This window comes from Liquorilactobacillus ghanensis DSM 18630, from assembly GCF_001435235.1.
Classification (GTDB): domain Bacteria; phylum Bacillota; class Bacilli; order Lactobacillales; family Lactobacillaceae; genus Liquorilactobacillus; species Liquorilactobacillus ghanensis.
The window spans coordinates 20,491-39,854 of sequence record NZ_AZGB01000002.1; the positions used below are offsets into that span (position 1 = coordinate 20,491).

General features: G+C 37.8%; 22 protein-coding genes. 19 read left to right on the top strand and 3 right to left on the bottom strand.

Going from position 1 to position 19,364, the window contains the following annotated elements:
• Positions 1-10: 10 nt before the first annotated feature.
• Positions 11-691 (top strand): DUF6198 family protein, encoded by a 681-nt coding sequence (locus FC89_RS00750; RefSeq protein ID WP_057870637.1) that lies wholly within the window; start codon positions 11-13, stop codon positions 689-691.
• Positions 692-858: 167 nt separating this feature from the next.
• Positions 859-1,566, top strand: coding sequence for a glucosamine-6-phosphate deaminase (gene nagB / locus FC89_RS00755; protein ID WP_057870638.1), 708 nt, complete (start codon positions 859-861; stop codon positions 1,564-1,566).
• A 128-nt stretch (positions 1,567-1,694) separates the two neighbouring features.
• On the opposite strand, the gene FC89_RS00760 is transcribed toward nagB, so the two are convergent.
• Positions 1,695-2,666, bottom strand: a complete 972-nt coding sequence (locus tag FC89_RS00760; RefSeq protein ID WP_057870639.1) for a biotin--[acetyl-CoA-carboxylase] ligase — start codon at positions 2,664-2,666, stop codon at positions 1,695-1,697.
• 154 nt (positions 2,667-2,820) lie between these two features.
• Here FC89_RS00760 and FC89_RS00765 point away from each other — a divergent pair, with 154 nt between their 5' ends.
• From FC89_RS00765 to FC89_RS00780, 4 genes are all read left to right on the top strand, one after another.
• Positions 2,821-3,939, top strand: a complete 1,119-nt coding sequence (locus FC89_RS00765; protein WP_420864997.1) for a YibE/F family protein — start codon at positions 2,821-2,823, stop codon at positions 3,937-3,939.
• Positions 3,926-4,684, top strand: a complete 759-nt coding sequence (locus FC89_RS00770; protein WP_057870641.1) for a YibE/F family protein — start codon at positions 3,926-3,928, stop codon at positions 4,682-4,684. The genes FC89_RS00765 and FC89_RS00770 overlap by 14 nt, the downstream gene beginning before the upstream one ends.
• Before the next feature lie 63 nt (positions 4,685-4,747).
• A complete protein-coding gene (locus FC89_RS00775) occupies positions 4,748-5,731 on the top strand; it encodes a hypothetical protein (protein WP_057870642.1) in 984 nt (327 codons plus the stop codon).
• A gap of 10 nt (positions 5,732-5,741) precedes the next feature.
• Complete coding sequence (locus FC89_RS00780; RefSeq protein WP_057870643.1) at positions 5,742-6,107, top strand: DUF3899 domain-containing protein; 366 nt, start codon at positions 5,742-5,744, stop codon at positions 6,105-6,107.
• Here FC89_RS00780 and FC89_RS00785 read toward each other — a convergent pair whose 3' ends face one another.
• A complete protein-coding gene (locus FC89_RS00785) occupies positions 6,108-7,490 on the bottom strand; it encodes an HD domain-containing protein (protein ID WP_083485372.1) in 1,383 nt (460 codons plus the stop codon). It abuts the gene before it with no gap.
• Between the two features lie 97 nt (positions 7,491-7,587).
• On the opposite strand from FC89_RS00785, the gene FC89_RS00790 reads away from it, so the two are divergent.
• The 9 genes from FC89_RS00790 to FC89_RS00830 all read left to right on the top strand — a co-directional run bounded on the left by FC89_RS00790 (position 7,588) and on the right by FC89_RS00830 (position 16,678).
• A complete protein-coding gene (locus FC89_RS00790; RefSeq protein ID WP_235804355.1) occupies positions 7,588-8,025 on the top strand; it encodes a YwiB family protein in 438 nt (145 codons plus the stop codon).
• Positions 8,026-8,069: 44 nt separating this feature from the next.
• The gene (gene rpoE, locus FC89_RS00795) at positions 8,070-8,639 is read left to right on the top strand and encodes a DNA-directed RNA polymerase subunit delta (RefSeq protein ID WP_057870645.1); all 570 of its coding nucleotides are present in this window, start codon (positions 8,070-8,072) and stop codon (positions 8,637-8,639) included.
• A gap of 175 nt (positions 8,640-8,814) precedes the next feature.
• Positions 8,815-10,413 carry a CTP synthase gene (locus FC89_RS00800; protein ID WP_057870646.1) on the top strand — a complete coding sequence of 533 codons (1,599 nt, stop codon included), beginning with the start codon at positions 8,815-8,817 and terminating at the stop codon, positions 10,411-10,413.
• Positions 10,414-10,519: 106 nt separating this feature from the next.
• On the top strand, positions 10,520-10,720 hold the full coding sequence (locus tag FC89_RS00805) for an LBP_cg2779 family protein (RefSeq protein ID WP_057870647.1): 201 nt from the start codon (positions 10,520-10,522) through the stop codon (positions 10,718-10,720).
• A 302-nt stretch (positions 10,721-11,022) separates the two neighbouring features.
• Positions 11,023-12,300 (top strand): UDP-N-acetylglucosamine 1-carboxyvinyltransferase, encoded by a 1,278-nt coding sequence (locus FC89_RS00810; RefSeq protein ID WP_057870648.1) that lies wholly within the window; start codon positions 11,023-11,025, stop codon positions 12,298-12,300.
• Positions 12,301-12,335: 35 nt separating this feature from the next.
• Positions 12,336-13,607 carry a transcription termination factor Rho gene (rho, locus tag FC89_RS00815; protein ID WP_057870649.1) on the top strand — a complete coding sequence of 424 codons (1,272 nt, stop codon included), beginning with the start codon at positions 12,336-12,338 and terminating at the stop codon, positions 13,605-13,607.
• 103 nt (positions 13,608-13,710) lie between these two features.
• Positions 13,711-13,962, top strand: coding sequence for a type B 50S ribosomal protein L31 (locus FC89_RS00820; RefSeq protein WP_057870650.1), 252 nt, complete (start codon positions 13,711-13,713; stop codon positions 13,960-13,962).
• A 346-nt stretch (positions 13,963-14,308) separates the two neighbouring features.
• The gene (locus tag FC89_RS00825) at positions 14,309-15,616 is read left to right on the top strand and encodes an NCS2 family permease (RefSeq protein WP_057870651.1); all 1,308 of its coding nucleotides are present in this window, start codon (positions 14,309-14,311) and stop codon (positions 15,614-15,616) included.
• 255 nt (positions 15,617-15,871) lie between these two features.
• Positions 15,872-16,678 carry a TIGR02452 family protein gene (locus tag FC89_RS00830; RefSeq protein WP_057870652.1) on the top strand — a complete coding sequence of 269 codons (807 nt, stop codon included), beginning with the start codon at positions 15,872-15,874 and terminating at the stop codon, positions 16,676-16,678.
• A 97-nt stretch (positions 16,679-16,775) separates the two neighbouring features.
• On the opposite strand, the gene FC89_RS12730 is transcribed toward FC89_RS00830, so the two are convergent.
• Complete coding sequence (locus FC89_RS12730; RefSeq protein WP_169787468.1) at positions 16,776-16,913, bottom strand: hypothetical protein; 138 nt, start codon at positions 16,911-16,913, stop codon at positions 16,776-16,778.
• Positions 16,914-17,046: 133 nt separating this feature from the next.
• On the opposite strand from FC89_RS12730, the gene FC89_RS00835 reads away from it, so the two are divergent.
• The 4 genes from FC89_RS00835 (at position 17,047) to htpX (ending at position 19,359) form a co-directional block, all read left to right on the top strand.
• Positions 17,047-17,496: a GNAT family N-acetyltransferase gene (locus FC89_RS00835; RefSeq protein WP_057870653.1), complete on the top strand. Its 450-nt coding sequence runs from the start codon at positions 17,047-17,049 to the stop codon at positions 17,494-17,496.
• A 59-nt stretch (positions 17,497-17,555) separates the two neighbouring features.
• On the top strand, positions 17,556-17,696 hold the full coding sequence (locus FC89_RS12480; RefSeq protein ID WP_157060621.1) for a hypothetical protein: 141 nt from the start codon (positions 17,556-17,558) through the stop codon (positions 17,694-17,696).
• A gap of 198 nt (positions 17,697-17,894) precedes the next feature.
• The gene (locus tag FC89_RS00845) at positions 17,895-18,446 is read left to right on the top strand and encodes a LemA family protein (protein ID WP_057870655.1); all 552 of its coding nucleotides are present in this window, start codon (positions 17,895-17,897) and stop codon (positions 18,444-18,446) included.
• Positions 18,447-18,471: 25 nt separating this feature from the next.
• On the top strand, positions 18,472-19,359 hold the full coding sequence (gene htpX / locus FC89_RS00850) for a zinc metalloprotease HtpX (RefSeq protein WP_057870656.1): 888 nt from the start codon (positions 18,472-18,474) through the stop codon (positions 19,357-19,359).
• Positions 19,360-19,364: the final 5 nt, after the last annotated feature.

A 19,364-nucleotide genomic window follows, 5' to 3' on the forward strand; every position in this document is an offset into this window, starting at 1 on the left:
GGAGAAAAAAATGACTAAACAAATAGCAGTATTCCCAGCTCATAATCGTTCATCTTTGACGTTGATTTATTTTATTATTTCGATTTGTTTAAATAGTCTCGGTAATGCAATTACGGTGTCTTTAAATTTGGGCAGTGCTTTATGGACAGCCGCTGCGGTTAATTTATCGCATGCAACCAGCTTGCCTTTGAGCTGGCTGTTATTTGCAGAAGGCTTTTTTGCGATTGCTTTGAATATTTTATTACTAAAAGCAATTGACTGGCGTCGAATTTTGGGAAATCTGATTTTTATGTCATGTTTTTCATATTTAGTTGGTTTGGCGGTTAAGCTATTAGCTTTTTTGCCGCTAGTTGACTTGAATATTGTGGCTAAGGTGATTTTAGATTGTTTCGGGATCGTTTTAATTGCAACAGCAATTTCAATTTATCAACGGGTTAATTTAATGCTGCATCCCTGCGATGATTTAATGCAAATTATGCGTTTCAAATTGTGCGGTGGCAATTCAACTAAAGCTCAGTTATTATCATTTGCACTTCCGATTGCGGCAATTTGTCTAACAGTTTTGGTAACCCGTCGATTATATGCAATTAACATCGGTACTATATTTTCTTTAGCTTTTCAAGGATATTTAGTTGGTTTGGCAGATCAGCGAATTTTTCCACATTTAAAGCACCGAAATTTGCATATATAAGTAAAAATAATTATTTTATGTGGAAAATCCTTAAAAAATGCGTGTTTCTATTTACAAACGCTTACATGTTTGGTAAAATAAAATTGTCTTCAGGAAAACAAATCAGTTGTTTTTTTGGTATAGTCCATTTACAATAGGTATATACCAATATTGGAGGCTTATTTACGATGAAAATTATAATTGTTAAGGATCAGCAGCAGGGCGGAGAAAAAGCACTTGAAGTTTTTAAACAGGCATTAGATCAAGGAGCGGAAGTTTTTGGACTGGCAACCGGCAGTACGCCACTAACGACTTATACTGAATTAGTTAACAGTGATCTGGATTTTTCCCAGAAAATTTCACTTAATTTGGATGAATACGTTGGTTTAAAAGCAGATGATCCGCAAAGTTATCATGCTTATATGCAGCAACATTTGTTTAAATTTAAACAATTCAAGCAGTCGTATTTACCACAAGGGGATGCGGCCGATGCGCAAGCTGAAATTCAACGTTATAATGAATTATTAACTAAATTCCCGATCGATCTTCAATTACTGGGAATCGGCAAAAATGGTCACATTGGTTTTAATGAACCAGGGTCTTCTTTTACTGAGCAAACGCGAAAAGTAAAATTGACTCCCTCAACAGTTGCTGCTAATGCTCGTTTCTTTGATTCCGCAGCTGATGTTCCTCAGTATGCTTATTCAATGGGAATTGGTTCAATTATGCGAGCAAAAAAAATCCTATTGGAAGCATTTGGATCTGCTAAAGCAACTGCAGCGGCAGCAATGATCGAAGGTCCAGTCACACCAGATTGTCCAGCCAGCGTTTTGCAGCAACATCCTGATGTAACGGTAATTCTTGATCAAGCAGCAGCAGCGAAGCTAAGCAAATAGTATTAATTCAGGGTAATAAAAAATATGGGCTAAAAGCCAGTAACTTGTGTTCGAACAACTACGGAAACAACGCATTCTCCCTTGTTGTGAAGTTCGTGGCATAAGTATACTGCCTTTTGGCCCATATTTTATTTTAAACGGATCCGTGTAATTTCTCCAGATGAGATATGTTGCCCATCAGCTAAGACTAAGCGTCCCTGATTATCGATATCAACCGCTTGATCGGTGAATTTATGATTTCCTTGGGTGATAGTAACCTGTTGTTGAAGTAAAAAGCAGCGCTGTCGATAAGCAGGTAAGAAATCACCAGTTTGGTAATGTTGATAAAGTTCAAAAAAATGATTCAGTAAAGCAGCAATAAATTGATTACGGGTTATCCCAATTTTACGAACGGCAGCCCGCAAAGATCCAGCAGTCTGTTGTACTGATTCCGGCAACTGATCAATTTCAGTTAGATAGTTGATGCCAATACCAACAATGACCTGACCAATTGAGCGGCTTTCTATGTCACTAACTGCTTCAGTTAAAATTCCAACAATTTTCTTTTGATCCAGCATTAAATCATTGACCCATTTGATTTGTGGTTTTAAATGCAGTTGCTGTTCGATCGTGTAACTAACAGCCAAAGCCGTAGCGGTGGTTAATAATCCGGGATTTAGGATGGTTGCTTGATTTGGCAGCAGAATACTGAGATAGATACCGCTGCGACTAGGACAACTGTAGTTTCTGCCATAACGACCGTAGCCGGCTGTTTGACGGTCACTGAGAATAACTAATGGACTTTTGACTGATTGGGCAACACACAACTGTTTGGCACGCAGATTAGTTGAATCGATCGTCTGATGAAGTTCAAACTTAAGTTGTGTTTGTAAAGCCGGCGTTAAGCCAGCTTGAATGAGATATTGATTTAAAAAACCATCATCTCGATATTCATACCCCAGCCGTCGATGGCTGATGATTGGATAGCCTTTTTTTTGCAATACTTGAATAATTTTCCAGACAGCTGCTCGAGTGATATTTAACTGAGCAGCAATTTTTTCCCCAGAAATGGGTGCTTGGGCTAAAGAAATAAGTTTTAAAACAGCCTGTGTATGATCCAAAACAAACACACTCCTTAATTGAACAATTGTTTAATTGCATTTAGTATAACAGATTCTGGCTTTCATTTTTGCTTAAGAATTAGGCAGTTGCCTTTAACTAGCCAACTGGCAGTGGTATTTTAAGAGCAGTAAGCAAAGAAGTCAGGGTGTGGAGATTTTGTGGCATAAAAAAAGATGGATCAATTATCTTATTTTAGTCTTGCTTGGCAGCGGGCTAATTGTTTTTGCAGCTAAGAATGATGCTTTTTTATATCGACAACCGATTATGCGTATCAGCCAAGTTAAAAATGGTCACCCAGAAAAAACGACTGATGAATACGGTAATCACGATCAGCAGACGCAACAGGTTTTGACCGGAAAAGTTTTAAATGGAAAACATCGCGGAGAAACGTTCACGTTGAAAAATACATTTACCCGGTCACATGCTGAAGATCAGGAGTTTAAAAGTGGTCAAGATATTTTTTTGAATTTGTATAGTAGTAAAGGCAAAAAAACGACAGCAGCGTTTGCCAACTATAAACGAGATGTTTATTTATTTTTATTGGTTTGGCTGATGCTGTGTTTGTTGCTGCTGGTAATGCGAATTAGAGGACTAAAAGCTATTAGTAGTGTTTTAATTAATTTTATACTATTTTTGTTACTAGTAAAATTGGATATTAGTTGGAATATTACCAATTTCTTTTGGATATATGCCGTTGGGGCGTTACTGTTTACAGCCTTGTCATTATTAATTGTTATTGGCTGGAATGAACAAAGCCGGGTGACTTTTGCAGCTGTTACTAGTGGAACAACCGCAGCTTTGGGGTTGGCCGTTTTGGTTATGTGGTTAACGCATGATAATGGTATGCACTATGAGGCTTTGGACTTTGCAACTCAGCAACCCAAGCAGTTGTTTTTAGCATCGGCGTTGATTGGGCTGTTAGGGACAGTTATGGATGCCGCAACTGACATTGTTTCGACCGTGTTTGAACTAAAACGCAGTCAACCAGAACTGGAATTTAAGCAGCTGTTTGCTTCCGGCCGACAAGTTGGCCGTTCGATTATGGGACCGCTAATCAATGTTTTGTTGCTAATTTTCTTTACCGAAACTTTTGCGCTGGCAATATTATATTTTCGAACGGGAAATACGATTAGCTATACATTTCAATGGACAATGTCTTTAGGTCTGGTTCAAGCAATTATTAGCGGAATTGGGATTACCTTGGTTATACCAGCCGCAAGCTTTTTGGCAGCATGGAGATTGGAGTGGAAGCAGCATCATGACAACGCTTAAAATGTTGATTATTGTCTTAGCTATTTTAGTCATATTAGTCGGTGGGAAAAAAGGGTTTATGGCTTTAAGCAGTTTTGGAATTAATTTTTGTTTGCTTTTTTTGAGTATTATTTTGATTGCTGGCGGTTTTCCGCCGGTAGCAGTGGCCGCTTTTAGTGGTATTTGTATTTTGGCAATCACTATTTTTATGAGTGATTGCGGTGAAAAAGAGGCAAATACAGCCTTTATTGCTACTTTGATTGTATTACTATTAATGATTTTGTTAATTGCTCCTTTGGATCATCTGATGCAGATTCAGGGATTTAGTACAGAAGATTCAGAAGAAGTTGAAGCTTTTAATTTAGCAATTGGAATTAGTTTTGAAAGTATTTTATTAGCTACGACCGTCTTGAGCACTTTGGGAGCAATTGCGGAAGCCGCGATTGCTGTTGCCAGTGGAATGCATGAATTAATTATTCAGTCACCAAATATTTCGGCAAAAGATTTGCGGCATAGTGGTCAAATAATTGGTTTTCAAATTATGGGGATGACTTTTAATACCTTATTTTTTGGGATGTTTGGCAGTAATTTAGCATTATTTATTCTTTTGGATAAACTACAGGTGAACTTTGGTTATTATTTAAATTCAAAGATTTTTGTTGGAGAAACTTGTCTGGTGCTGTATTCTGCAATTGCGGTAGTTGCCGTGATCGGAGTCACAATTGAATTGGTGGTTAAAAGAAGTAATGTATTTCAGCAACAGTGATATCTGATATTGAGCATCAGCATGGTATAATTTAATTAAGATGTTGAGAGGGGGATAGCTTAATTGAAATTCAACAAGTTTCGTTTAATTGTCATAACTGGAATGTTTTCATTAGCATTAGGACTTAGCGGTTGTGCAGCAGCTGAAAAGGATCAGTCACATAACAATAAACCGGCTGAAACAGTCAAAACGGTTAATCAACAGCGATATCAGCAGGTATTAAAGGATTTAAAGCATGGTGCTGACCGCCAAGCTTATCATCAACTGCAACGACTGGTTAAATCAGGTGTAGCAACTAAAAAACAGCGACAGTTGCAACGTCAAGTACGTTTGTTGTTGCAAACTAAGAAGGCCCTCGCAACAGTGCAGTTAGATACTGCCGGGAAAGCTTTGACACAGTTATCTGCAACTCAACAACCAGTTGAGATTGCTCAACAAGTTAAGGCATTAAAAAAAGAATTAAGCGCCGCCAAATTGGCGCAAGTCTATTATCAAGAAGTTATTGCGTACTATCAAGCAGGAAAATATGATGCAGCTGGCGGCAGTTATCAGGCCCTTCAAGCCCTTTCGCGCAAATATCAAGCAGTTGCAACACTTCAAGATAAGTCAGCGGAATATGGCAAGCTTATCTCACAAAAACAAGCAGCAGCAACGACAACAGCGGCTGCCAGTACCAGCAGCAGCGCGGTTGCAAGCAGTGGCTATACAAATGCGCGTAACTCTAAGATTGCCAATTCTGAATATGAACAAAAAACAGGCAGTTCTTTAGCAGGGGCAACTAATAGCCAAGTTTCTTCAGTTGTGCAATCATTAACAGATAGTCAAGTTTTGGCTAAGTTTTGGCAGGCTTCACAGATCCCACAAGAAGCGGGAGATCAATATTATGTTAAACAGTTGAACGATCAAAATTATCAAATTGAAATCAGACACACCAGTCCGTCAAATGCGGCTGTTTCAAATTTAAAGGGCATGTATCAGTTTGATGTTGCAACAAATGTTGTTACCAAACTTAATGAAATTACTGGAGAGTATGTTAGGATTAATTAGGTAAAAGACAATGAATAACTTGAAAAAAAATTATTATGTTAAAACCACTGCCGTGTTGCAATTGATCGGAGTGATTGCAGCAATCGGTGGTTGGTTGATTCGACAGCCGCTTTTATTTTCTAATATTTTATTTTTAATTGGTTTATTTTTAATTTGTATTTCGATTATTGATGTTTTGTTGGGAGCTCACCTATTAGCCGGTTGGTTTCGGCATAAAAAAAAGGGAGAAACTGATGAAGAGTATCGGAAAAATAAGTTGAATTTAAAAAAAGTAGCGGAACTAAAAAATAAGCCAATCCAGATTCACCGAATTGGAATTAGCGGTTTGATCTTAGGAGTGACTTATATTGTATTGGCAATCATTATAACTTGGTAATTAAGCTTGACTGGCTGGATCAACTAGCCAGTCATTTTTTAAATAAGCTTGAAAATGCTGGTAAAGTTTTGGATTGGTAGATGTTAGCTGCAGCATTTGTTTAGGAAAGAAGAAGCGCTCATCGCCTAAGAAACGGCCGGTAATTGCTTTGACTAGGTTGCTGATTTCCGATAATTCAACTAGACTACCATCATCGCGCATTAACTTAATTTGAGTGACTTGATGATTTTTACCAGGTTCATAGATATCATAGGGCAGGTCATAACAATTATTAGTAGCTGTATAGTAGTGTGGATCAAAACCAGCCTCTGCGACTAAAGCCTGTAATTTTGGAATCAGATATTGCGTTGATTTCGCAAAGCGAATTGATTTCAGCGGTTTGCGATTTAAAAACCGTTTAGCCAAGTCGCTTAAAATTGGATCCTGGTTGTCGCACCAGTCAATGAAATAAGTGTTTAAGACCCCATCATCGAGTTTTAGATAATCAGTTAACGAAAAATGATCCTCGAAAAAAGGTAGCAGTAGATGAGGCGTGTTTTCTGCTTGAAATTGCTGGTGTTCAAAAAGCCATTTAGCCCGTTGTAACAAATGGTTTAAGATAACTTCCATTGAACGGGAAACCGGATGAAAATAAACTTGTTGGTACATTTGGAAGCGGCTGATAATGTAATCTTCTACAGCATGCATGGCACTGATATGGAAAGTTATTCCGTTTTGATAAGGGCGCATCATGCGCAAAATCCGTTGCAGATCGAAAGTTCCGTAATTAGTACCAGTGTAGTATGAGTCGCGTAATAAGTAATCCATCCGATCGGCATCGATTTGGCTTGAAATCATTTGCACGACCTGCTGATTAGGATAAGTCTTTTGGATGACACTAGCTACTTGCTGAGGAAAGTCATCACTGACACGGCGCAAGACTTGATTAACTTCCGTTTCAGGGGATGTCAGGATTGCGGCCGTCAGTTGTTCATGATCGGTAGCAAAAATATGTTCAAAAGTATGTGAGTATGGTCCATGACCAATATCATGCAGTAAAGCTGCGCATAACGCGACTAAACGTTCATGATTATCCCATAGACCGTCTGCTCCTTTTGAAGGATAGTTTCTTTGAAAAGTATCACAAATTTGTCGTGTGATCTCGTATACTCCGACTGAGTGAGTAAAACGGGAGTGCTCTGCTCCATGAAAAGTGCTGCTGGCAGTACCCAGTTGTCGAATTCGGCGTAATCTTTGAAATTCTTTAGTATTGATCAGGTCTAAAATGACTGGTGATTGAATATAAATATAACTATGAATCGGATCGCGGAGAACTTTCTCACGCGGTAATAATTGATCACGATATGCGGTAATGATGATCACTCCTTTTTTTCTATTATACATTAAAACAATTTTTTGAGCTGCTATTTGGCGGTTGAAAGCAGTTTATAATTACAGTTATTAAGATAAATGCTATAATTAAAATGACAATATTTTGGAGGTGAAGACTTTGGAAAAAGGCACACCAATTCTGATCCATCTAACAACTACGCGAGAACAAGCGGGCGAGGTCAGCGAATACAAAAAAAAATTCTCCGGTCAGGTTTTTCAAATTGGGCAGTCGCTATATCTACGGTATGTTGAAACCCAGTCGCCGGAAAAAGTGATTGTAACGTTTAAAATTATTGATGAGGACAGCATTCAGCTAACACGAAAACGAGCTGGATTAAAATTGCAGTTGTTTTTTAAAGATAATCATCGAGTGGCTGCAACCTATCAAACATCATATGGTGTAATTCCAATTGAAACAGTGACGCCGCAATTGCAGATTTTGCTACAGGCAAGTCCATTAGCTGGTGTAATTAGAATTGATTATTTATTATATAATGGCGAAGAATTATTAGGTAAATACAAAATAAGATTGCAATTTACAACTTGAAATTGTATCATGAAGATTAGACTGTTGAAAGGACGTGTACCAAGGTGGAATTAGAAAAATTCAAAGATACTGCACAAAATGAATTGTCAATGATCGAGGTAGCTCACGAAATTTTAGAACAGCATGGTGATGTAATGCCATTTGCTGACTTGACAAACCAAGTTCAGACCTTTTTAGGAAAAAGCGATGAAGAGATTCGTGAACGCCTTTCACAATTTTATACGGACTTAAACATTGATGGCAGTTTTATTTCTCTCGGAGATAATCTTTGGGGATTACGTTCTTGGTACCCATACGATTCAATCGATGAGGCGGTAATTCATGTTGAAGACGATGAAGATGAGGATAATCATGAAAATCGACGCCAAAAAGTCAATGCGTTTATGGATGATGAGAGCGACGAAGATAATGATGATGTAATTGACTATGATGATACAGAGGATGCAGCTGATAGTGATGATGATTTTGCAGCTGATGATTCAGAATTGAAGGAATATAGTAAAGATCTAAGTGATATTGATAACAGTGATGATGCAGCCGATGATGAATTACCTGATGGAATTGAAGGTCAGCTTTCAGAATTAACTGATGATGATCTTGACGATGATGAATAATTTTTCCTTGACGATTGGGTTTTAGTTTTGTAAAATTCTTATTGGGCACCTCGCATTTAATTGTTGAGGTTAGTTGTACGTCAAACCGCAAGCTCCCTATTCAAAGTGAATAGGGAGCTTGTGTTTTGTTATTGACACAGCTCGTCTCTAGAAAACTAACCAAAGGAGATCAATGATGACCAAATATATTTTTGTTACCGGTGGAGTCGTTTCATCTTTAGGAAAGGGAATTGTAGCTTCTTCACTTGGCCGTTTGTTGAAGAATCGCGGATTAAAAGTGATGATTCAAAAATTCGATCCATATATTAATGTGGATCCAGGTACAATGAGCCCTTACCAACATGGAGAAGTTTTTGTAACCGATGATGGTACCGAAGCAGACTTGGATTTAGGACATTATGAGCGATTTATCGATATTAATTTGAACAAATATTCAAATGTAACTACTGGAAAAATATATTCAGAGGTTATCAGAAAAGAACGCCGGGGTGATTACTTGGGAGCTACTGTCCAAGTTATTCCGCATATTACCAATATGATCAAGGAAAAAGTTACCCGTGCCGGTACAACAACTGATGCAGACGTAGTAATTACTGAAGTTGGTGGAACGGTCGGCGATATTGAGTCATTACCTTTTCTGGAAGCATTGCGGCAGATGAAAACAGATGTCGGGAGTGAAAATGTTTTATATATTCATACGACTTTGATTCCGTTTTTGCGGGCAGCAGGCGAAATGAAGACTAAACCGACGCAGCACAGTGTCAAGGAATTGCGCGGCTTGGGAATTCAGCCGAATATTTTGGTAGTTCGGACAGAAAAACATATTTCCGAAAGTGTTCGTAATAAGATCTCTAATTTCTGTGATGTTGAACCAGAAGCGGTTATTGAATCCGTTGATGTTAATACTTTATATGAAATTCCACTTAATTTGCAAAAGCAGCGAATGGATGAAATTGTTTGTCAAAAGTTGCATTTGCAAACACCACCAGCCGATATGACGAAGTGGAAACAATTAACAGCACGAGTAAATAGTTTGGACAAAACGGTTAGAATTGCTTTAGTTGGCAAGTATGTCAAACTACCGGATGCTTACATTTCAGTTAATGAAGCACTGAAACATGCCGGCTATGCAATTAATGCCAAAGTAGAAGTTGAACATTTAGATTCAGAGAAAATTAATGCTGAAAATGTGGCTGAAGTTTTACAAGGATTTGACGGAATTACAGTTCCTGGCGGTTTTGGTAATCGTGGATTAGAAGGAATGATTCAATCAATTCGATTTGCGCGCGAACAAAATGTGCCTTATTTAGGAATTTGCTTGGGAATGCAAATGGCTTGTATTGAATTTGCACGTGATGTTGTCGGTTTGAAAGATGCTAATACTACCGAAGTAGCACCTAACTGCAAAAATAAGATTATTGACTTAATGGCTGATCAGGAAGATTTAGAGGAAATGGGTGGCACCCAGCGGTTGGGATTATATCCTTGCAAACTGAAGCCCAACACGGTTGCTGCAGCTGCCTATGATAACCAAGATGTCATTCAAGAACGTCACCGCCATCGTTATGAATTTAATAATGAATATCGTAAGAGTTTCGCTGAACATGGTTTGACTTTCTCAGGAATCTCACCGGACAACCATTTAGTTGAAGTTGTTGAATTATCAGATCATAAATTCTTTGTGGCATCACAATATCATCCGGAATTTTTATCACGTCCGCAGCGTCCAGAAGGTTTATTCCGGGCATTTATTGCTGCAAGTGCAGACAAATAGGCTTAGTTTGATAATTTCAAATACCTTTACAAAGATTCTGACCGCAGATTAAAAAAATATGTTATCCTTAAATAGATAACTCAATTAAGCTGCGAGGTGAATTTTGATGGATAAGGAATCAGTAGATTCATTGGCTGAAAAGATTGTGACTTTCCAAGAAAAGTTTCATTTGACGGATACAGAAATGTCTTTGAAAAGCCATTTGCCGGTAGAAAAAATCCACGGAATCAAGCAGCAGATCTACCAGCCGCAAGCCGATGAAAAACAAGTACTATTGAACTTTATTACTAACTATCAAGCAAAGTAAGTATTTGTGATACGGTAGTTAGTATCATTATTTAAGAAGGGATGCGGCAATTTGTTGCATCCCTTTGTCCTTGCCTGAAAGCAGCTTAAATTTAATTTTTAATACCAGTGAAGCAATTATTGAAGCTTTTTTTAATTTTTGATGAGTATTTTCAATGTTTTGCTTCTAATAATTGAAACCTGGCAAGCAATCTTGTATGATAAATTAAGGCCTCTTGCTAGTCGAAGCGATTATAATATTCGACTTTACATGAATGCCGCTACACTGATTGTGATTTGAATGTGAGTGGAGAATCTTTAAAAATGAAAAAAATGATAATTAACGGTGGTCAGAAGTTGTCAGGGGAAGTAACAATTGGTGGTGCTAAAAATAGTACAGTTGCTTTGATTCCGGCCGCTATTTTAGCAGATACCCCGGTGAAATTTGATTCAGTTCCAGATATTTTAGATGTTCATAATTTAATGTTGATTTTAAGTAAAATGAATGTTCTTTCCAGCTTTTCTCATGGAGAACTAGAAATTGATCCGACACGGATTAAAAATGTACCCTTACCAGGTGGTGCGATTCGTAGTTTGCGAGCATCATATTATTTTATGGGAGCTTTACTAGGCAAATTCGGACAAGCTTTAGTTGGCTTTCCTGGAGGAGATAACATTGGTCCCCGTCCGATTGATCAGCATATTAAGGGATTTCAAGCTTTGGGTGCAATTGTTGAAGAAAGAAATGATGCAGTTTGCATCAAAACTACTCCTGATGGATTGCATGGAGCACGAATTTTTTTTGATATTGTCTCAGTTGGAGCAACAATTAATGTTTTGTTGGCTGCGGTTCGGGCAAAGGGAACCACGATTATTGAAAATGCTGCCAAAGAACCAGAAATTGTTGATTTAGCAACCTTTTTAAATAATATGGGAGCGCAGATTCGCGGAGCGGGAACCGATGTAATTCGAATCAAAGGAGTTTCAAGCTTAAAAGCAACGAATACGCACACGATTATACCAGACCGAATTGAAGCAGGAACGTACTTGGCTTTTGCCGCCGCCGCTGGTAAGGGTGTGCTAGTTAAAAATGTGATTACTGAGCATTTGGAACCCTTTATTGCCAAGTTAGTTGAAATGGGTGTTTATTTAGAAGTAAATGAAGATAGTATTTATGTTGAAGGTGGCCGTAATTTATCGCCGGTAACGATTAAAACGGCACCATTCCCTGGTTTTGCAACCGATTTACAGCAGCCGATTACACCGCTTTTGATGCAGGCAAATGGCTGCAGTAAAATTATTGATACGCTATATCCGAAAAGAATTAAACACATTCCGGAAATGCAGCGAATGGGTGGAAAAATCGTCAGTCAAAATGGTATTATTTCAATTAAACATTCAACTGATCTTACCGGAACCACTGTTGAAGCAAGTGAGATTCGGGCTGGAGTTGCACTAGTCGGATTAGCTTTAATGGCTAAAGGGACGACCGTTATTAATAAAGCAGATAATATTTTGCGCGGCTATGAGAGAATTGTCGAGAAAATGGCAGGACTTTCAGTCAAAATTAAAATTATTGACGAAGCAGCTGTTCAGGAATAATTTAGGAGCGAAAAGTTACGGATAATCTAACTTTAATTGATTTACGAGAAAAGACTCTCAAGGAAATTTATAATTACGCTAAAGAATATAAAATTCCGTACTATAGTCAAATGAATAAAAAGGAATTGACCTTGGCTGTTATTCGAGCTCAAGCTGAAAAGCAGGGCTTTTATTATATGTCAGGTGTTTTAGAGTTGGCCAGAGTAGATGATGGGTACGGTTTTTTACGGCCGATTAATTATGGTCCTTCGCAAGAGGATATATATATTTCGGCTTCACAAATTCATCGTTTCGGTTTGCGTAACGGTGATTTAGTTGCGGGAAAAGTTCGTCCACCCAAACCCAAGGAACGTTACTATGGTTTAATGCATGTCGATAGTGTTAACGGCAAACACCCAGAAGAAGCAAAGGAGCGACCACATTTTCCAGCTTTAACAGCAATTTATCCTCAGCAGCAAATCAAATTGGCAACAACTAGTCAGCAATTGTCAACGCGGCTGATCGATTTGTTTGCTCCAATTGGTTTTGGTCAGCGTGGTTTGGTCGTAGCACCGCCTAAAGCTGGGAAGACAAGCCTGTTAAAAGCGATTGCTAATGGAATAGCAGAGAATTATCCCGAAGCTAAATTGATGGTTTTACTAATTGATGAACGTCCAGAAGAAGTAACCGATTTAGAACGGACGGTTAATGGTGAAGTTATTTATTCGACATTTGATCAGCGTCCGGAAAATCATATTCGCGTGGCCGAATTAGTTTTGGAACGGGCGATGCGTTTAGCAGAAGATAAGCAAAATGTTGTAATTTTGCTGGATTCATTAACACGTTTGGCACGCGCCTATAATCTGGTTGTCCCACCAAGCGGTCGAACCTTGTCAGGTGGAATTGATCCGGCAGCTCTATTTAAACCCAAGAAGTTTTTTGGAGCTGCGCGTAATATTGAAGAGGGTGGCAGTTTAACAATTTTAGCAACGGCATTGGTCGACACTGGCAGCCGGATGGATGACGTAATCTACGAGGAATTTAAAGGTACTGGTAATCAAGAATTACAATTAGCTCGCGAATTAGCTGAGCGACGAATCTTCCCGGCAGTTGATTTGAAAAAATCAGGTACACGGAAAGAAGAATTGTTATTAGATCCAGCCACTTTGAAGTTCTTAGTTCAATTGCGTCGTAACAGTTCAGCAGATTGGCTGCGTGACAGCGAGCAGATGATTAATATGATGAAAGAAACGCAATCTAACCAAGAATTAATTGCTAAAGTGAAAACTGTTTGGTCACGATCAAGGTTTAATAAAAAACGGCGTTAATAAAGTTGCGTTGTAACTGGTTTTATGATAATATTTGATTTGTTGTATTATATTAAGGTTAACTCTAGTTCAGCAAATGAATTAGGGCAAAGGAGAGTTTCAAATGAAAAAGGGTATTCATCCAGATTATCATCCAGTAGTTTTTCAAGATTCAGCTACTGGTTATAAATTTTTGTCTGGCTCAACCAAGAATGCAAAAGAAACTATTGAATGGGAAGACGGTAAGACTTACCCATTGATTCGTGTTGAAATTTCTTGCGACTCACATCCATTTTACACTGGACGTCAGAAGTTTACTCAGGCTGATGGTCGTGTTGATCGTTTCAACAAGAAATATGGTTTGACCAGCAAATAAAAAAATCCCGTAATCGGGATTTTTTTTTGTTGAAATTTAGAATAAACGAAGTCCTTATAAAGCGGTCAAGTGCGAGATAAACTAATATCTTGGATGGACCGCTATTATATTTTTATTGGCGATTTTTTATAAGCGATATCGCCTTTAATGCAGTGGTCACTATTTACTGAAACCTGTTCAAGTGAAGATGCAAAGTTGTTTAATTTCAGTGTTTTTAGAGCAGAATAAACTTGAAACTTATGATTTTGAATAAAGCTGGTTTACATTTATTTAAAGTTATAGTATAGTAAATAACGTTCTTTATTGCATATAGATACCGATAATGTTCGGAAAAGGGGCAAGAATTGTGAAAGAAAAGATCGAAAATTATTTTAGCTTAGCCGAATTAGGAACAACTTTTAAAAGAGAGTTGTTAGCCGGATTTACAACTTTTATTTCAATGGCTTACATTCTTTTTGTAAATCCGAGCGTTTTAGGTGCTGCTGGGATGAATAAAGGAGCTGTTTTTACTGCTACGGCTTTAGCTAGTGCTTTGGGATGTTTGATGATGGGATTTTTATCAAAATATCCAATTGCGACGGCACCAGGCTTAGGCGTTAATGCCTTCTTTGCTTACTCAGTATGTATTGGGATGAAAATACCGTGGCAAACAGCGTTAGCAGGAGTTTTCATTGCTTCAATTATCTTTTTGATCATTACAGTTTTTAAACTGCGGGAATTAATTATTAATGCAATTCCAACTGATTTGAAATATGCGATATCAGGTGGAATTGGTTTATTTATTGCTTTCATTGGTTTAGCTGATGGAGGATTGATCGTTGCTAATAAATCAACAATTGTTGGTTTGGGAAGTTTTTCTGGGACCACTTGGTTAACGGTTTTTGGACTGGTTTTGACTGCGATTTTGATGGTTAAACGAATCCCAGGCGGAATTTTTATCGGGATGGTTGCAACTTCAGTTTTAGGAATTATTTTAGGTATGATTAAATTACCAACGCAATTTTTCTCAATGGCACCCAGCTTGAAACCGACTTTTTTAGTTGCACTTAAACATGTCGGTGATATTAATTCACTGCAATTGGTAGTGGTTGTTTTGACTTTCTTGCTGGTTACGTTTTTCGATACAGCGGGAACTTTGGTTGGCTTGGCTCAACAAGCAGGTTTTATGAAAGATAATAAAATGCCGCGAATTGGCGAAGCGTTGATGTCTGACTCAACCGCAATGCTGGCTGGTTCTTTATTAGGAACATCACCGGTGAGCACTTATGTTGAATCTTCAGCTGGAATTGCTGTTGGGGGTCGTTCGGGAATAACAGCTATTACAACCGGTATTTTGTTTATTTTTGGACTGTTTTTCTCACCACTGCTATCTGTAGTTACTACTCAAGTGACTGCACCGGCTTTAATTATTGTCGGTGTTTTGATGGCCCAGAGTATGAAGAACATTAAGTGGGAAAAATTAGAAATTGCTATTCCTTCATTTATGATTTTACTGGGAATGCCGTTGACCTATAGCATTTCAGATGGCTTAGCATTAGGTTTTATTGCTTATCCAATCACGATGATAGCTGCCAAACGTGGCAAAGAAGTTCATCCGATCATGTATATTTTGTTTTTTGTATTTATTTTATTTTTCTGGATTCTCAGCCAATAATAACAAAAATTTTAATTGTAAGAAGGACTTCCACGATTGGTCTTTAATCAACCAAAGTGGGAGCCTTTTTTAATGAATGAGCAGAGTTACGGAAAGATTATTTTCGCAAGCTGATCTTTTTAAAGCTGTTTCCAGCGATAGTAAGTATAAGCTAGTAGTTACAGTAAACATCAAAATAGTAAAGTTAAAAATAGATTAGAAGTGATTGGTGTGTTATGATAATAATTGAAAGAAAATTTAAGGTAGGCAAAACAAGTGACAAATTTAACACCAACGGATTACCGTAATATTGCGCATCATACGATGAATTTGTATCAGGTTGAAATGAACGGCTTGCCGCAACACTCCAAGTTAGTAAAACAATTATTAGTTCCCAATAAAAACAGCAGTCAAAATCAAACTAGAATTTTCGTTAAAAATGAAAACTTATTAACGCGGCTGAAAAAAATTCCTGTCGGAACTAAGATCGGTATTTTAAGTTTTGCGAGTCCGATTATAATTGGGGGTAATTTTAAAGCGGGAATCAATGCTCAAGAGCAAACAATTTGCCGTAACTCTTATCTGTATCCGGAATTATTGCAATTTCGTCGCGAATATTATTATTATAATCAACAACATGAAAACCAGGGCTTTTACAGTCGACGTATGATTGTATCGCAGCAGGTCAAATTTTTGCGTGATGAGACAGAGATGAACTATCTACGGCCGGCTAGAATGATTGATGTAGTCAGTATGGCTGCACCAGATGTTTCATTAATGAAAAAGAAACATTATCCAATATCACAACGTGAATTACGAGCTGACTTAAGGTGGAGAATTACCCAAATTTTACGCCAATTTGCGGCTTTGGGCGATCAAGATTTAATTTTAGGAGCTTTTGGCTGCGGCAGTTTTGAAAATGATGCGTGGATGGTGGCAAAAATTTTTCAACAGCAGCTCACAACAACTGAATTTGCGACAGCTTTCAAAAATATTTATTTTTCAATAACCGATTTAAAACAAACGGCAGTGTTTACAGCTATTTTATCGGAACATCCACGACCTTTAGTTGATCAGAAATAGAAAGTAGTTCCAAACAGCGGTAAACAAAAAGAGTTCAGAAAATTTTCTGAACTCTCCTTATTGTTTAATGAGGACAGACTTAGCTGGGACTCATTAATTATTTGGTTAACTTTTTGGCATCGGCATCTAGATGTGCAAAACCGGAACCACTCTTCTTTTGAGGATGTTTTGCGCGGTCTTCTAAGGCTTTTCGAGCTAATGCTTTGCGTTCTTCTTTACTCAATTTGTTTGACAACTGCAATCGCCTCTTTCCTTTGAAATCCACACTGTGCAGAAGAATTTATTCTACACTTCTTATTTTAGTCCTCTGGCTGGAAATTTCAATTGTAGACTGGCAAAATTAATAATAAGTTACAGGGGGAAAATTAATGACAATACTAGTTAAAACAGTTCATGGTGATTACGGATCGATTTATCAAGCAGCAGTTGCTATTAGAAAAGAAGTTTTTATTCAGGAACAAGGAGTAGCACCTGAATTAGAATTGGATCATGAATCACAGGCAACTTATTTTGTGATCTATGTTGATGATCAAGCAGCGGCAACTGCGCGAGTAATGGTCGAAAAAGATGGTGCTTGGCATCTTCAACGGGTGGCAACTCGTAAAGCTTATCGTGGAAGAGGATTGGCAAGTAAACTGATAATGAAGATTGAAGCATTAGCGATGCAAAAGCAAGTTCCTTATTTAACTTTGGGGGCGCAAGACCATGCACAGACTTTTTATCAGCAGTTGGGCTTTAAGGTTGTCGGTACCGGTTTTTTGGATGCTGGAATTGCGCATCACCAAATGCAAAAAAAATTAATTTCCAAAACTCATTGAATGATCTAAATGTTTGACCTTGTTTAAAAAGAAAATAGTGCTATAATCTGTAGTATGCGATGAGTCGAGAAGAACCAGGTAATGATTTTCATTATTTTGCTGTGGCAATTAATGGTTCAAATCGAAACGGAACACAGATACCAGCGGATTTTCTGGTGTGTTTGCTGCAAACATTGTGGAGTGGATTGCAGCTGCCTTAATTGGGTACCGTTACTTAAGCCGGGGCAAAACATTTGTTTTGTACCCGGCTTTTAGTTTGAGAGTATTAATTATTAAACAATTTGGCATTTATTTGTTTAGTAAATCATTAAATTACTTTATTCTAGCTAATTTCTCTGTTATGATTATTTAAATTGATAGGTAGTCTGCAGGATACGGATTTAATTTGGAGGGAAAAAATGATCTGGATTATAATTTTGATTGTGGTAGTTTTAGCAGCAATATATATAGTTATCTATAATGGTTTACAAAAAGCAAAGGTTTATACCGAAGAATCATGGAGTCAAATTGATGTCCAACTTAAACGACGCAATGATTTGATTCCCAACTTAGTTGAAACAACTAAGGGTTATGCTAAACATGAACGTGAAACTTTTGCTCAAGTAGTTGAACTGCGAAATCAATTGATTGATGTGCCGGCAGATCAGCAGCAAAAGAAGATGGAATTGTCAAATCAATTAAGTGAATCATTGAAATCAATTTTTGCGTTGGCGGAAAGCTATCCAGATTTGAAAGCTAATGAGGAATTTACCAAATTGATGGAAGAATTATCTAATACAGAAAACAAAATTGCGTATTCGCGCCAATTATTCAATTCGAGTGCAGCTGCTTATAATCAAAAACTGCTGACTTTCCCGTCTAATTTTATTGCCAAAATTCATGGAATGGCTAAGGTAGCTTACTTGGAAGTTCCAACTGAAGAAAAGGCAGCACCTAAGGTTTCATTTTAATAGTTGATCAAAGGAGCAGACAAGAATGTTATTTAATCAAATCGCCCAAAATAAGCGACGAACATTTTATGTGATGTTAGGATTTTTGCTGCTGGTAGCTTTAATTGGAGCCTCATTGGGATATGTTTTTTGGAACAGTGCTGTTGCTGGCGTCATATTGGCCATTGTTTTGGGAATCTTTTATATGATTTCAATGCTTGCACGATCGACTGAAATTGTGATGAATATGAATCAAGCAGTTGAGATAAAATCTGAAGAAGAGTTTCCCGAATTGTGGCATATTATTGAAGATATGGCTTTGGTTGGCAAAGTACCAATGCCACGAGTTTTTATTATCGAAGATCCTAGTCCGAATGCTTTTGCAACTGGAAATAATCCAGAACATTCAGCAGTTGCTGTCACCCGGGGCTTATTGGATCGCTTAAATCGAGAAGAACTCGAAGGTGTAATTGCCCATGAAGTTTCGCATATCAGAAATTATGATATTCGCTTACAGACGACGGCATTAGCTCTAGTTGCGGTGATTTCAGCTTTAGTTAATCTTGGTGGTAATTTTTTTTGGTGGGGCGGCGATCGACGCCGTGATAATGACAATAACGGAACTAATGTTTTGGTATTATTGTTATCGGTTTTGGTGCTTATTCTTGGCCCATTAGCAGCAACTTTGGCCCAAATGGCATTATCCCGTAATCGTGAATATTTGGCTGATGCTTCAGGAGTCGAATTGACACGTAATCCTCAGGGGTTAATTAATGCTTTACAGAAAATATCAGTCAGTGAACCGATGAAAAATGCTGATCCAAGCAGTTCATCGCTGTATATTGCCAACCCGTTCAAGGATAAATCATGGACTCATTTGTTTGATACCCATCCGCCAATTAAAGAACGGATCGCTCGTTTAGAAAGAATGTAACCATT

Bases quoted from the DNA above. Each gene is read 5' to 3' on its own strand.
- nagB (WP_057870638.1), top strand. From the start codon at position 859: ATGAAAATTATAATTGTTAAGGATCAGCAGCAGGGCGGAGAAAAAGCA.
- htpX (WP_057870656.1), top strand. From the start codon at position 18,472: ATGTTATTTAATCAAATCGCCCAAAATAAGCGACGAACATTTTATGTG.
- FC89_RS00770 (WP_057870641.1), top strand. From the start codon at position 3,926: ATGACAACGCTTAAAATGTTGATTATTGTCTTAGCTATTTTAGTCATA.
- FC89_RS00845 (WP_057870655.1), top strand. From the start codon at position 17,895: ATGATCTGGATTATAATTTTGATTGTGGTAGTTTTAGCAGCAATATAT.
- FC89_RS00820 (WP_057870650.1), top strand. From the start codon at position 13,711: ATGAAAAAGGGTATTCATCCAGATTATCATCCAGTAGTTTTTCAAGAT.
- FC89_RS00805 (WP_057870647.1), top strand. From the start codon at position 10,520: ATGGATAAGGAATCAGTAGATTCATTGGCTGAAAAGATTGTGACTTTC.
- FC89_RS00780 (WP_057870643.1), top strand. From the start codon at position 5,742: ATGAATAACTTGAAAAAAAATTATTATGTTAAAACCACTGCCGTGTTG.
- FC89_RS00750 (WP_057870637.1), top strand. From the start codon at position 11: ATGACTAAACAAATAGCAGTATTCCCAGCTCATAATCGTTCATCTTTG.
- FC89_RS00785 (WP_083485372.1), bottom strand. From the start codon at position 7,490: ATGTATAATAGAAAAAAAGGAGTGATCATCATTACCGCATATCGTGAT.
- FC89_RS12480 (WP_157060621.1), top strand. From the start codon at position 17,556: ATGAGTCGAGAAGAACCAGGTAATGATTTTCATTATTTTGCTGTGGCA.
- FC89_RS00810 (WP_057870648.1), top strand. From the start codon at position 11,023: ATGAAAAAAATGATAATTAACGGTGGTCAGAAGTTGTCAGGGGAAGTA.
- FC89_RS00800 (WP_057870646.1), top strand. From the start codon at position 8,815: ATGACCAAATATATTTTTGTTACCGGTGGAGTCGTTTCATCTTTAGGA.
- FC89_RS00835 (WP_057870653.1), top strand. From the start codon at position 17,047: ATGACAATACTAGTTAAAACAGTTCATGGTGATTACGGATCGATTTAT.